This window comes from Kluyvera sp. STS39-E (genome assembly GCF_040932435.1).
In the GTDB taxonomy this organism is placed as follows: Bacteria; Pseudomonadota; Gammaproteobacteria; order Enterobacterales; family Enterobacteriaceae; genus Kluyvera.
On sequence record NZ_JBFQGA010000007.1, the window covers coordinates 103,845 to 117,788 of the forward strand.

The window sequence follows — 13,944 nt, forward strand, 5'->3', positions numbered from 1 at the left end:
GGGTCTGACGCTTATGTTATTACGCCCATGTCCACCGGGACGTTCTATCCGCGTGTATTTTACAAAATTGTTAACAATTTTTAAACAACAAACGGCAAACGATTTTGTCCTTTGTTGCTGATAACCCGAAACAAGCTCAAGGTTACCAGAAAAAAGCCGGCCGTCAGGCCGGCTTTTTTGTTACATCACCAGACGGCGAATGTCGCTCAACATGTTGTTGATGATGGTGATGAAACGCGCACCATCAGCACCGTCGATTACGCGGTGGTCGAAGGAGAGAGACATCGGCATCATCAGACGCGGAGTGAACTCTTTACCGTTCCACACTGGCTCCATCGCAGACTTGGAAACACCGAGGATAGCCACTTCTGGCGCGTTAACGATTGGCGCGAAGTGAGTCGTCCCGATACCACCGAGGCTAGAGATAGTGAAGCAACCGCCCTGCATTTCGCCCGCGGTCAGCTTGCCATCACGCGCTTTCTTAGAGATCGCCATCAGTTCACGAGACAGCTCGGTAATGCTCTTCTTGTTCACGTCTTTGAAGACTGGAACAACCAGACCATTTGGCGTATCAACCGCAACACCGATGTTGATGTATTTCTTCAGCGTCAGACGCTGTGCATCTTCAGACAGGGAGCTGTTGAAGCGTGGCATCTGCTCAAGGGCTGCAGCAACGGCTTTCATGATGAAGACCACTGGGGTGAATTTCACGTCCAGTTTACGCTTAGCCGCTTCGTCGTTCTGAGCTTTACGGAACGCTTCCAGATCGGTGATATCGGTTTTGTCGAAGTGGGTAACGTGCGGGATCATCACCCAGTTACGGCTCAGGTTAGCACCAGAGATTTTCTGGATACGACCCAGTTCCACTTCTTCGATTTCACCAAACTTGCTGAAGTCCACTTTCGGCCATGGCAGCATGCCTGGCAGACCGCCGCCAGCGGCTGCGGTTGGTGCAGTTTCAGCACGCTTGATAGCGTCTTTCACGTAAGCCTGAACGTCTTCGCGCAGGATACGGCCTTTACGGCCGGAACCTTTCACTTTCGCCAGGTTCACACCGAATTCGCGCGCCAGACGGCGGATCAGCGGAGTCGCGTGAACATAAGCGTCGTTCTCAGCGAACTCAGATTTACCTTCCGCTTTAGCCGCCGGAGCAGGAGCTGCAGCTTTCGCGGCTGGAGCCGGTGCGCTAGCAGCAGGTGCCGGTGCAGCAGCCGGAGCCGCAGCAGGTGCAGCGCCTTCTACTTCGAAGACCATGATCAGAGAGCCGGTAGACACTTTGTCGCCGGTGCTGATTTTGATCTCTTTTACGGTGCCCGCGAACGGTGCCGGAACTTCCATAGAAGCTTTGTCGCCTTCGACGGTGATCAGTGACTGTTCAGCGGCAACTTTGTCGCCCACTTTCACCATCACTTCGGTCACTTCAACTTCATCGCCGCCGATATCCGGAACGTTAACGTCTTTCGCGCCGCCAGCAGCTGCTGGTGCAGGAGCCGCAGCCTGAGCTGGTGCCGCAGCAGGCGCAGCGCCTGCTACTTCGAAGACCATGATCAGCGAGCCGGTAGACACTTTGTCGCCGGTGTTGATTTTGATCTCTTTAACCACGCCCGCAAACGGTGCCGGAACTTCCATAGAGGCTTTATCGCCTTCTACAGTGATCAGGGACTGTTCTTCAGCAACGGTATCGCCAACTTTAACCATGATCTCAGTGACTTCAACTTCGTCACCGCCGATGTCCGGCACGTTAACTTCTTTCGCCGCTGCCGCAGCAGGTGCTGCTGCCGGAGCCGCTTCTTTCTTCTCTTCTGCCTTGGCAGGTGCAGCAGCTGCTGCACCGTCGGCGGAATCGAAAATCATGATCAGTTTGCCGGTCTCGGTTTTGTCGCCGACAGAGACTTTGATCTCTTTAACGACGCCAGCCTGAGGAGACGGAACTTCCATAGAGGCTTTGTCGCCTTCTACGGTGATCAGCGACTGTTCAGCGGAAACGGTGTCGCCTACTTTGACCAGGATCTCGGTGATTTCAACTTCATCAGCCCCGATGTCCGGTACATTGATTTCGATAGCCATGTTTCTTTTACCTCTTACGCCAGACGCGGGTTAACTTTTTCTGCATCGATATTGAATTTAGTGATGGCTTCCGCAACCACTTTCTTATCGATTTCGCCACGTTTAGCCAGTTCGCCCAGTGCCGCTACAACCACGTAAGAAGCATCAACTTCGAAGTGGTGACGCAGGTTTTCACGGCTGTCAGAGCGGCCAAAGCCGTCGGTACCCAGTACGCGGTAGTCATCTGCCGGTACATAAGTACGAACCTGCTCAGCAAACAGTTTCATGTAGTCAGTGGAAGCTACCGCTGGAGCGTCGTTCATCACCTGAGCGATGTACGGAACGCGCGGGGTTTCCATTGGGTGCAGCATGTTCCAGCGCTCACAGTCTTGACCATCACGCGCCAGTTCGGTGAAGGAGGTGACGGAGTACACGTCAGAGCCCACGCCGTAGTCGTTCGCCAAGATCTGCGCTGCTTCACGGACGTGACGCAGGATAGAACCGGAACCCAACAGCTGAACTTTGCCTTTGCTACCGGCGACGGTTTCGAGTTTGTAGATACCTTTACGGATACCTTCCTCGGCACCTGCTGGCATTGCCGGCATGTGGTAGTTTTCGTTCAGCGTGGTGATGTAGTAGTAAACGTTCTCTTGCGCTTCACCGTACATACGTACCAGACCATCATGCATGATGACCGCAACTTCGTACGCGTAAGACGGATCGTAAGAGATACAGTTCGGGATAGTCAGAGACTGAATATGGCTGTGACCATCTTCGTGCTGCAGACCTTCACCGTTCAGGGTAGTACGACCGGAAGTCCCGCCGACCAGGAAGCCACGAGCCTGCTGATCGCCTGCCTGCCAGCACAGGTCGCCGATACGCTGGAACCCGAACATGGAGTAGTAGATGTAGAACGGGATCATTGGCAGATCGTTGGTGCTGTAGGAGGTCGCAGCCGCCAACCAAGATGCGCCAGCACCCAGTTCGTTGATGCCTTCCTGCAGGATCTGACCTTTTTCGTCTTCTTTGTAGTATGCAACCTGCTCACGGTCCTGCGGGGTGTACTGCTGGCCGTTCGGGCTGTAAATACCAATCTGACGGAACAGACCTTCCATACCAAAGGTACGCGCTTCATCGGCGATGATTGGCACCAGACGGTCTTTGATGGACTTGTTCTTCAGCATCACGTTCAGAGCACGTACGAACGCGATAGTGGTAGAAATTTCTTTGTTCTGCTCTTCCAGCAGCGGGCCGAAATCTTCCAGAGTTGGCATCTCTAATTTCTCAGAGAAGTTCGGCTGGCGGCTCGGCAGGTAACCGTGCAGTTTCTGACGCTGAGCGTGCAGATAGGTGTGTTCTTCAGAACCTTCTGGGAAGGTAATGTAGGACAGTTTTTCAACTTGCTCATCGGTAACCGGCACATTGAAACGATCGCGGACGTAGCGTACGCCGTCCATGTTCATTTTCTTAACCTGGTGAGCGATGTTTTTACCTTCAGCGGTATCACCCATGCCGTAACCTTTGATGGTATGGGCCAGGATGACGGTTGCTTTGCCTTTGGTATCTTGTGCTTTTTTCAGTGCTGCAAAGACTTTCTTCGGATCGTGACCACCACGGTTCAGTGCCCAGATCTGCTCGTCGCTCCAGTCAGCAACCAGTGCAGCGGTTTCTGGGTATTTACCGAAGAAGTGCTCACGAACGTAAGCGCCGTCTTTGGATTTGAAGGTCTGATAGTCGCCGTCAACGGTTTCGTTCATCAGTTGGATCAGTTTACCGCTGGTATCTTTACGCAGCAGCTCATCCCAACGACCGCCCCAGATGACCTTGATAACGTTCCAGCCAGCGCCCGCGAAGATGCCTTCCAGTTCGTTAATGATCTTACCGTTACCGGTGACCGGGCCGTCCAGACGCTGCAGGTTACAGTTGATAACGAAGACCAGGTTGTCCAGTTTTTCACGGGTCGCGATGGTGATCGCACCTTTGGATTCTGGTTCGTCCATCTCGCCATCGCCCAGGAAGGCGTAAACGGTTTGTTTAGAGGTGTCTTTCAGACCACGGTGTTCCAGATATTTCAGGAACTTAGCCTGATAGATCGCACCGATTGGACCCAGACCCATGGAAACGGTCGGGAACTGCCAGAAGGTTGGCATCAGTTTCGGGTGCGGATAGGAAGACAGGCCTTTGCCGTGAACTTCCTGACGGAAGTTGTTCATCTGCTCTTCGGTCAGACGGCCTTCCAAGAATGCACGTGCGTATACGCCCGGGGAGATGTGACCCTGGAAGTACACCAGGTCGCCGCCATCTTGCTCGTTGCGTGCGCGGAAGAAGTGGTTGAAGCACACTTCATAGAATGTGGCTGAAGACTGGAAGGAAGCCATGTGGCCGCCCAGCTCGAGGTCTTTTTTAGACGCACGCAGCACGGTCATGATGGCATTCCAGCGGATAGCAGAACGAATACGACGTTCCAGCTCCAGATTGCCCGGGTATTCCGGTTCATCTTCAACGGCAATAGTGTTGACGTAACCGCTCGCTCCTGCACCCGCCGCTACCTTAACGCCGCCTTTGCGCGCTTCGGAAAGCAGTTGGTCGACCAGATACTGAGCACGCTCAACACCTTCTTCACGGATGACCGATTCGATCGCCTGTAGCCAGTCGCGAGTTTCGATCGGATCCACGTCATTTGGTAAACGTTCTGACATGGGGGTATTCCTTATCTATCTAATACGTTGAGTTATCTGGAACCTGTCCCATTGTGTTCTTGCGAAAGAGCACAATAAGACAGGTTCTGCGTTTAGTTGCCGCGCGTTAAATAGCGCTTGATTTACAACATCTTCTGGTTAAATTTCTACCAGAAAAATCATTAATTCTTGCGTTGCTCCAGGCGGCGTAAGGCGCGTTCACGACGGCTTTCCTCACGACTACGATCCAGGAGAATCTCTTCGATAAACGCCAGGTGACTGTGCGACGCTTCACGCGCTTCTTCAGGCTTACCGGCGATTATCGCTTCAAAAATACGCGTACGGTGACTGCTGACTAGCGGCAGCATCTCGCGGCGCGCGTACAACAATTCAAAGTTTTGACGAACGTTCTGCGCCAGCATCGGCTCCATACACCTTAGTAGATGGAGCAACACCACATTATGCGCCGCTTCGGTGACAGCAACTTGATACTGAAGAACCGCATCAGATTCACCGTCAAGATCGCCAGACTGTTGGGCAAGCTCGATGGCATGGTGGAGTTCACGGATACGCACTTTGTCTTCATCCGTGCTGCGTAATGCAGCGTAATACGCGGCAATACCTTCCAGCGCATGGCGTGTTTCAAGCAGGTCAAATTGGGATTCAGGATGGTCGGAGAGCAGCTCTACCAGTGGGTCGCTAAAACTCTGCCACAGGCTGCTCTGAACAAAAGTGCCACCACCTTGGCGACGCAGCAATAAGCCCTTCGCTTCGAGGCGTTGAATCGCCTCACGCAGAGAGGGACGGGAAACATCGAACTGTTTTGCCAGCTCGCGTTCCGGTGGGAGTTTTTCTCCGGGGCGTAATGTCCCCTCAAGAATTAAAAACTCCAGCTGCTGCTCAATCACATCGGAGAGTTTTGGTTGGCGGATTTTGCTGTAGGCCATGATTTCCTGTCTTAAGCCATTTGCCCGAAGTCAATTGGTCTTACCAATTTCATGTTCTTGACGCTAAAGTAACAAAGTATTCACCTTCTGTCCATACAGGTTTTGATTGAAATCAGTAAACCCGGCACTTTTTAACAACATTACAGAAATGATGTTTCAGAATTGTAACCTTGCACAAAAAACAACGTTACCTACAAAGAAGTACAATTAACTAAATAAAAACAAAAATAAGCAAACTGAAGCGTTTCAATTCCGCTATAAATGAATATAAATTCATTTATGTGATTAATAATTCATTGTGGCGTTAATGTAACATTTGCACACCGCCGTGACAGCTGTTGGCTTTTTATCCAACCTGTCTTCATCCCTTCATAAAGCAGGTGCATTCCTTCGCGCTTACCACTATTCTGCAAATGACGAAAGAGCCTTACCTCTTTTTAAGAAAAGCTATTCGTAAACAAAACAATACGGAAAATGGAATTTCTTAAGTACATACGCACAACAGCGTCACAATAATAACCACACACGAGGTTTCACAATGGAAGGTCAACAGCAAGGCGCACAGCTTAAGCGCGGCCTTAAGAACCGCCATATACAGCTGATCGCTCTGGGCGGCGCTATCGGCACAGGCCTGTTTCTCGGCAGCGCCTCCGTTATCCAATCGGCAGGTCCAGGGATTATTCTGGGCTACGCTATCGCCGGTTTTATTGCCTTTATGATCATGCGCCAATTGGGCGAAATGGTGGTTGAAGAGCCGGTAGCAGGCTCCTTTAGCCACTTCGCCTATAAATACTGGGGCAACTTTGCAGGCTTCGCATCAGGCTGGAACTACTGGGTGCTGTACGTCCTGGTTGCCATGGCTGAGCTGACCGCGGTCGGTAAATACATCCAGTTCTGGTGGCCGGAAATTCCAACCTGGGCATCAGCGGCCATCTTCTTCGTCGCCATCAATGCGATTAACCTGACCAACGTCAAAGTGTTCGGTGAGATGGAGTTCTGGTTTGCCATCATCAAGGTTATCGCCGTTATCGCGATGATCCTGTTCGGCGCGTGGCTGCTGTTCAGCGATACCGCGGGGCCACAGGCCACCGTGCGTAACCTGTGGGAACAGGGCGGCTTCCTGCCACATGGCTGGACCGGACTAGTGATGATGATGGCTATCATCATGTTCTCCTTCGGCGGCTTGGAGCTGGTCGGGATCACCGCGGCAGAAGCGGATAACCCAGAGCAGAGCATTCCAAAAGCCACCAATCAGGTTATCTACCGTATTCTGATTTTCTATGTGGGCTCACTGGCCATCCTGCTTTCCCTGATGCCGTGGACCCGTGTTACCGCCGACGTTAGCCCGTTCGTGCTGATCTTCCATGAACTGGGCGACTCCTTTGTTGCAAACGCCCTGAACATCGTCGTTCTGACCGCAGCACTCTCCGTGTACAACAGCTGCGTTTACTGCAACAGCCGTATGCTGTTCGGTCTGGCACAACAAGGGAACGCGCCGAAAGCGCTGCTTAACGTCGACAAACGCGGCGTACCGGTGAATACCATTCTGGTTTCCGCCGTGGTTACCGCGCTGTGCGTGCTGATTAACTATCTGGCTCCGGAATCTGCATTCGGTCTGCTGATGGCGCTGGTGGTTTCCGCTCTGGTCATCAACTGGGCGATGATTAGCCTTGCGCACATGAAATTCCGCAAAGCCAAACAACAACAGGGCGTTACCACGCGTTTCCCGGCAATATTCTATCCGTTGGGGAACTGGGTCTGCCTGGTGTTCATGGCGGCAGTGCTGGTCATCATGGTGATGACGCCGGGTATGGCCATCTCTGTATGGCTGATTCCGGTGTGGATCGTCATCCTCGGCATCGGCTATATGTTTAAACAGAAAAGCGTGAAAACCGTAAAAGCGCACTAATTTCTGTCCTCGCTCTGTACTCGTCTTGGGTACAGAGCGTTCACCCTCCCGCCAAACTGATGTACCATTCCAGCGTTACCGTCGACAAAAGGACCTGGGTGGCCGATGAAAAAAAACCTCACTATCAAAGACATTGCTGAACTGGCAAACGTCTCTATCGCCACCGTTTCAAGGGTGCTCAACAACAACAGTTGGGTCTCGGATAAAACCCGAACCAAAGTCCAAAAGGTCATCGACGAGCACCATTTCAGCCCGAATCTGATGGCGCGCAGCATGATTTCGCGCAAGAGTATGACGCTTGCCGTGGTGGTTTCCGATATCACTAACCCCTACTTCGCCACGCTCGTCGAGCAAATTGAGAAAGCCTGTCTGCAGGCTGGATACAAAATTATCCTCTTCGATACCCAGTCGGCGAATAAGCGCACCGGCTCCACCCAGGTGATTGCCGAAGACCAGATCTTCAGCACTATCATCGACAGCCAGCTCGACGGCGTCATCATTTTGGGCGGCAATATCGACTACCTGAAGGTTCCGGATAGCTACCTGCAAGGCCTCAAAAAGCTCATTACCTCTCTGCCGGTTATCGTCGTCGGACGTAAACTCGCCCGCTATGACTACGCCTGCCTTGAGCGTGACCAGGTCAACTGCGTGGCGATGATCACCCGCCATCTGCTGGAAAAAGGCTATCGCGACATCGCGTTTGTCGGCGGTTCATCGCACGTTTACATGACCGGCCAGCGCGTCAATACCTTCCTGCAAACGCTAAAAGCCGCCGGTATTGATGAGCAACAAGCTGCCATTTTTGCAACCAACTTCTACCCAGAGCACGGCTATGAAGCGGCGGTGCAGCTGCTGAAATCCGGGCGTCCGCTGCCCGAGGCAATCCTTGCGATTAACGATCGTGTCGCGATGGGCGCCATCCGTGCGCTGAAAGATAATGGTCTGTCGGTGCCCGATGATATTGCCGTCGCCAGCTGCGAGTATTTCCCTGGCAGTGAGTATTTCATTCCGCGGATAACAACCGTCGATCATAAAAATAATGAGATTGGTCAACAAGTTATTCAGCACATGATGATGCTTTTGCAGGATATGCTGCCCACTGTTTCCCCTATCACCCCGCTGCTTATTACCGGCGAATCGGCCTAATCTCCCGGCTGGCCGCCGGGCCAGCTGCGCATTAAATATTCAGATCTCAATCACAGATCCCCGTTCATGAAATTGACGCCCCATCTTCTCTCATAATATTTTCCTGAAAACGTTTTCAGTTTTTAGCAATGAGAGGCAGTAATGAAACCGACCATGATGACCTATATCCACGAAGAGCAGGCGACACTTGCCCGTATTCTGGATAACTACCCGCAGAATATTCCTGCCATTGACGACGACAGTGAGTGGCTGCTGCTGGCAACCGGCTCCAGCGCCAACGCCGCCGTCAGCGCCAAGTACTACATCGAAAGCCTTTCCGCGGTGCGCCTGACGCTGGCTGAACCTTTCCACTATCAGCATTTTGAAAAACATAATCCCGCTATCAAAACGGTGATTGCCATCTCCCAGAGCGGAGAAAGCACCTCGACGCTACACGCGCTGGAAACGCTGAAAGCGCGTTTTTCACTGCAAACGGTTGGGGTGACCAGCAAGCCACGCAGTGAACTGGCCACTACCGCTGACCGCTTTGTGCTGCTGGATATCGGCGAAGAGCGCGTGGGCTACGTAACCAAAGGCTATGTGGCGACCATCCTGACATTAATGCTGATGGGCCTGCGTCACGCTCGCGCGGTCAACGCCATCGACGATGCTCGCGAGCAAAAAGAGCTGGCAATTCTGCGTGAAGCGGTGAATGCGATTGGCTCAATCATCGATTCCACGGAAGCCTTCTTTAGCCGCTGGCAGGCTGAGTTAACCGCGTCTCCGCGCTTCACCAGCATCGGCTACGGCCCGGCTATCGGCGTGTGTATGGAAATGGCGACCAAGTTTACCGAAACGGTACGGGTGCCTTCGCAGGGCATCGAGATGGAAGTCTTTATGCACGGCCCGTACTTTGAAATTAATCCGCAGCATCGCCTGTTCTTTCTCGACATCCCGAGCGTTGCCCGCGAGCGGCTCGCGCTGCTGCGTGAATACGAACAGCGCCACACGCAATACGTCTATACCGTGACCCCTGAAGCCAGTAACGACCCGCACACCTTGGCGTTGAATGTGAAGACACCCGAAACCGTCCTGCCGTTGTTGATGGTTATCCCCTTCCAGATCCTCGCCCATCACATTGCCGAGGCGAAGGGCAACAACCTGCCGCAGCGGATCTTTACCGATTTTGGCGTCGCGGTGAAAAGCAAAACAAAACCTGGCGATTACGCCTGATCCACAGCCTGTACCCTACCTACTGATAAAGGTGCCTCGTTATGGCGACTCAATATTTAGCCGTTGCACAAAGGATCCTCACCGCTGTTGGCGGACAGGAGAATATCGACCACGCAACCCACTGCGCGACACGCCTACGTTTGAATTTAAAAGACGATGCGCAGGTTGATGAAAAAGCGCTGTACGATATTTCTGAGGTGGTAAAGCTGGTCAACAACGGCAGTCAGTTTCAGATAGTTATCGGCCCAAAAGTCGAGAAAATCTTCGCGGCACTCAGCGAACTGCTTCCGGGCGCGCAGGAAAGCGCATCGGTTGAGACGCAAAATGCGTCTGTGTTCAACCGCCTGCTGGCCACCCTTTCCGCTATTTTCACTCCGTACATTGGCGTGCTGGCCGGTGTTGGGGTGGTGAAAGGGCTGGTGGTGCTGCTACAAACGATGGAGCTTATATCAACCCAATCCTGGCTGTTTGTAGTGTTTAACGCGCTTTCCAGCGGCGTATTCGTGATGCTGCCGCTGTTTATCGCCGTCACCGCGGCCGACCGATTCAAAACCAGCCGCTTCACCGCGCTGGCGCTGACCGCCGCGATGATCTTCCCGCTGACCGATGCCGCTACGCCAAGCCATGTCGAAATCTTCAGCCTCGCATTCCCGCTGAAAATATATGGCGGTGCGGTGATCCCGGCCATCTTTGCCGTGTGGTTCCTGAGCTATGTCGAACGCTGGTGTAAAAAGTGGGTGCCGGAAATCGCAGCGCTGGTGTTTGTGCCTTGCCTGTCGCTGATTATTAGCGGGTTTGTGGTGTTTACCGTCATTGGCCCGATTGCCGACTATATCGGCATCGGCATCGCTAATGGTTATACTTGGCTTTATAACCTCAGCCCAATGCTCTCCGGCGCATTACTGGCGGGGATCGGCCAGCTGTTCGTGGTCTTCGGCGTCCACTGGGGCATTATCCCTATTGCGCTCATTAACATGCAGGTGAACGGCTACGATACGGTGATGGCGATGTTTATGTCCGCCGTAATGGGGCAGTTTGGCGCAGCATTTGGGGCCATCTTTATCGCCCGCAATCTTAAAGACAAACAGCTGGCAATTTCGGCATCTATCTCAGCCTTCTTCGGCATCACCGAGCCTGCGCTATATGGCGTTAACCTGAAGTATCGAATGCTGTTTATCTTCGGCTGCATCGGTGCGGCGTTGGGTGGCGCGATTACCGGGCTGCTGGAGGTCAAAACCTACAGCTTCCTGCCGGTGCTTAACGTCTTTGAACTGGGGCTGTTCAGCGGACCGGAATCCAAAGCTATCTATGAAGTGTTCGCCATTATCGTCGCCTTCAGCGTGCCGATGATTCTGACCATTATCTACGGTAAAACGCGCGTATTGGTGCCCGCCGCCGATCTTCGCTAACTCTCCACATAGGGTAGCGGGTATAAACCGCTGCCCTGGCCTGTTATCTGCTTCACACTTTCCCACTAGCAGCAACTTTATCCATATCAACAACGTTATCCTGCTACGCATTTCCTGAATTAACAGCCAATAATCTTCTCCATATCACACAAGAGAGATCTGGCGATGAACTCAAGTAAACTGTCAGTAAAAGAGAAGATTGGCTATGGCATGGGCGATGCGGGGTGCAACGTCATCTTCGGCGCTATCATGCTGTTCGTTAACTATTTTTACACCGATATTTTCGGCCTGGCACCGGCGCTTGTCGGCGTGTTACTGCTCTCTGTTCGCGTTATCGATGCCGTAACCGACCCGATTATGGGTGCCATGGCCGACCGTACCCGCAGCAAATATGGCCGTTTTCGTCCATGGCTGCTGTGGATAGCCTTCCCCTACGCCCTCTTCAGCGTGCTGATGTTTACCACGCCAGACTGGAGCTATAGCAGCAAAGTTATCTATGCGTTCGTCACCTACTTCTTGCTCTCCATCACCTATACCGCGATCAACATTCCGTATTGCTCCCTCGGCAGCGTCATCACTAACGACCCGAAAGAGCGCGTCGCCTGTCAATCCTACCGCTTCGTGCTGGTTGGTATCGCGACCCTGCTGCTGTCGCTGACCCTGCTGCCGATGGCCGACTGGTTCGGCGGTGAAGATAAAGCGAAAGGCTATCAGATGGCGATGACCGTGCTGGCCTTTATCGGCATGTGCATGTTCCTGTTCTGCTTCGCCACCGTACGTGAACGCGTACGCCCGGCGGTGCAGACCAACGATGAACTCAAGCAGGATTTAAAAGATGTCTGGAAAAACGACCAGTGGGTGCGCATTCTGCTGCTGACCCTGTGCAACGTCTGCCCAGGCTTCATCCGCATGGCCGCCACTATGTATTACGTGACGTGGGTGATGGGCGAAAGCACCCACTTCGCGACTCTCTTTATTAGCCTTGGGGTTATCGGCATGATGATTGGCAGCATGCTGGCAAAAGTCCTCACCGACCGCTGGTGTAAGCTGAAGGTCTTCTTCTGGACCAACATCGCGCTGGCTATCTTCTCCATCGCCTTCTATTTCTTCGACCCACACGCCACGATGCTGATTGTCGTGCTCTACTTCCTGCTGAACATCCTGCATCAGATCCCGTCCCCGCTGCACTGGTCGCTGATGGCCGACGTCGACGACTACGGCGAGTGGAAAACAGGCAAACGTATCACCGGGATCAGCTTCTCCGGTAACCTATTCTTCCTGAAAGTGGGACTGGCGGTTGCCGGGGCGATGGTCGGCTTCCTGCTGTCTTGGTACGGTTACGATGCCGGGGCGAAGGCGCAAAGCGAAACCACCCTCAACGGCATTATGCTGCTGTTTACGATAATTCCTGGCGTAGGTTATCTGATCACTGCAGGCGTCGTGCGCATGCTCAAAGTTGACCGCAATTTGATGAAACAGATTCAGGAAGATCTCGAGAAACGCCGCACCAATTACCGTGAGTTGAACGAATACCAGCAAGAACTGCAAACGACTGAACACGCAAGGAAAGTCTGATGAAGAATTGGCCCAACCCTTTTATTGAACAACGTGCCGATCCCTTTATTCTGCGCCACCAGGGAGAGTACTACTTTATCGCCTCCGTGCCGGAATACGACCGGCTGGAGATCCGCCACGCAGCCGATATCGATGGCTTGCGCGATGCACAACCGATTGTGGTGTGGCGTAAACCGAACGACGGCCCGATGGGAAACCTGATTTGGGCACCAGAGCTGCATCACATCGACGGCAAATGGTACATCTACTTCGCCGCGGCGCACACCCACGCGCTGGATGCGCAAGGAATGTTCCAACACCGTATGTTTGCCCTCGAGTGCAGCGATGCGTCGCCGTTAACCGGCAAGTGGGTCGAAAAAGGCCAGGTGAAGACGCCGTTTGATACCTTCTGCCTTGATGCCACCACCTTCCATCACCAAGGAAAACAGTGGTATCTGTGGGCGCAGAAATCTCCGGAGATAGCCGGTAACTCTAATATCTATCTGGCAGAGCTTGAAAATCCGTGGACCATTAAAGGCGAGCCAGTGATGCTAAGCAAACCGGAGTTTGATTGGGAATGCCGGGGCTTTCTGGTGAACGAAGGGCCAGCCGTCGTCAGCCACGGTAATCGGTTATTTATCAGTTACTCCGCCAGCGCCACCGATGAAAACTACTGCATGGGATTGCTGTGGATCGATAAAGATGCCGATATGACCCGACCTGAAAACTGGCATAAATCACCGGTGCCGGTGTTTACCACCAGCTACGAAAACCGTCAGTACGGGCCGGGCCATAATAGCTTTACCCAAACGGCGGACGGTGACGATGTGCTGGTCTATCACGCGAGAAACTACACAGAGATTGAAGGCGATCCGCTGTATGACCCGAATCGGCATACGCGTTTGAAAACGGTGCGCTGGAAGGAAGACGGTATGCCGGACTTCGGTATACCGCCTGCGGATACTCTCTGAGCCGTTGCCCGGTGGCGCTTCGCTTACCGGGCCTACAAAAACCGCATGATAGTAAGCCGGATAAGCGCAATG

General features: G+C 53.1%; 9 protein-coding genes. 6 read left to right on the forward strand and 3 right to left on the reverse strand.

The genetic code is table 11. The features are described from left to right. Positions 1 to 180: 180 nt before the first annotated feature. The 3 genes from aceF to pdhR form a co-directional block, all read right to left on the reverse strand. Positions 181 to 2,067 (reverse strand): pyruvate dehydrogenase complex dihydrolipoyllysine-residue acetyltransferase, encoded by a 1,887-nt coding sequence (gene aceF, locus AB4K05_RS16635; RefSeq protein WP_368481053.1) that lies wholly within the window; start codon positions 2,065 to 2,067, stop codon positions 181 to 183. 14 nt (positions 2,068 to 2,081) lie between these two features. Continuing rightward, entirely contained in the window at positions 2,082 to 4,745 is a 2,664-nt protein-coding gene (gene aceE / locus AB4K05_RS16640; protein WP_368481054.1) for a pyruvate dehydrogenase (acetyl-transferring), homodimeric type, read from the reverse strand. A 161-nt stretch (positions 4,746 to 4,906) separates the two neighbouring features. After that, positions 4,907 to 5,671, reverse strand: a complete 765-nt coding sequence (gene pdhR, locus AB4K05_RS16645; protein WP_368481055.1) for a pyruvate dehydrogenase complex transcriptional repressor PdhR — start codon at positions 5,669 to 5,671, stop codon at positions 4,907 to 4,909. Between the two features lie 538 nt (positions 5,672 to 6,209). Here pdhR and aroP point away from each other — a divergent pair. The 6 genes from aroP (at position 6,210) to AB4K05_RS16675 (ending at position 13,872) form a co-directional block, all read left to right on the forward strand. Further along, positions 6,210 to 7,580 carry an aromatic amino acid transporter AroP gene (aroP, locus tag AB4K05_RS16650; protein WP_368481056.1) on the forward strand — a complete coding sequence of 457 codons (1,371 nt, stop codon included), beginning with the start codon at positions 6,210 to 6,212 and terminating at the stop codon, positions 7,578 to 7,580. 105 nt (positions 7,581 to 7,685) lie between these two features. Next, positions 7,686 to 8,726: a LacI family DNA-binding transcriptional regulator gene (locus tag AB4K05_RS16655; protein WP_368481057.1), complete on the forward strand. Its 1,041-nt coding sequence runs from the start codon at positions 7,686 to 7,688 to the stop codon at positions 8,724 to 8,726. Between the two features lie 141 nt (positions 8,727 to 8,867). After that, positions 8,868 to 9,938 (forward strand): SIS domain-containing protein, encoded by a 1,071-nt coding sequence (locus AB4K05_RS16660; protein WP_368481058.1) that lies wholly within the window; start codon positions 8,868 to 8,870, stop codon positions 9,936 to 9,938. A gap of 41 nt (positions 9,939 to 9,979) precedes the next feature. Further along, on the forward strand, positions 9,980 to 11,347 hold the full coding sequence (locus tag AB4K05_RS16665; protein ID WP_368481059.1) for a PTS transporter subunit EIIC: 1,368 nt from the start codon (positions 9,980 to 9,982) through the stop codon (positions 11,345 to 11,347). A gap of 165 nt (positions 11,348 to 11,512) precedes the next feature. After that, positions 11,513 to 12,922, forward strand: a complete 1,410-nt coding sequence (locus tag AB4K05_RS16670; protein WP_368481060.1) for a glycoside-pentoside-hexuronide (GPH):cation symporter — start codon at positions 11,513 to 11,515, stop codon at positions 12,920 to 12,922. Further along, positions 12,922 to 13,872: a family 43 glycosylhydrolase gene (locus AB4K05_RS16675; RefSeq protein WP_368481061.1), complete on the forward strand. Its 951-nt coding sequence runs from the start codon at positions 12,922 to 12,924 to the stop codon at positions 13,870 to 13,872. Before AB4K05_RS16670 ends, AB4K05_RS16675 begins: the two co-directional genes overlap by 1 nt. The last annotated feature ends 72 nt before the right edge of the window (positions 13,873 to 13,944 follow it).

Coding starts and splice junctions, on each gene's coding strand:
- aceF (WP_368481053.1), bottom strand. CDS start 2,067: ATGGCTATCGAAATCAATGTACCGGACATCGGGGCTGATGAAGTTGAA.
- aceE (WP_368481054.1), bottom strand. CDS start 4,745: ATGTCAGAACGTTTACCAAATGACGTGGATCCGATCGAAACTCGCGAC.
- pdhR (WP_368481055.1), bottom strand. CDS start 5,671: ATGGCCTACAGCAAAATCCGCCAACCAAAACTCTCCGATGTGATTGAG.
- aroP (WP_368481056.1), top strand. CDS start 6,210: ATGGAAGGTCAACAGCAAGGCGCACAGCTTAAGCGCGGCCTTAAGAAC.
- AB4K05_RS16655 (WP_368481057.1), top strand. CDS start 7,686: ATGAAAAAAAACCTCACTATCAAAGACATTGCTGAACTGGCAAACGTC.
- AB4K05_RS16660 (WP_368481058.1), top strand. CDS start 8,868: ATGAAACCGACCATGATGACCTATATCCACGAAGAGCAGGCGACACTT.
- AB4K05_RS16665 (WP_368481059.1), top strand. CDS start 9,980: ATGGCGACTCAATATTTAGCCGTTGCACAAAGGATCCTCACCGCTGTT.
- AB4K05_RS16670 (WP_368481060.1), top strand. CDS start 11,513: ATGAACTCAAGTAAACTGTCAGTAAAAGAGAAGATTGGCTATGGCATG.
- AB4K05_RS16675 (WP_368481061.1), top strand. CDS start 12,922: ATGAAGAATTGGCCCAACCCTTTTATTGAACAACGTGCCGATCCCTTT.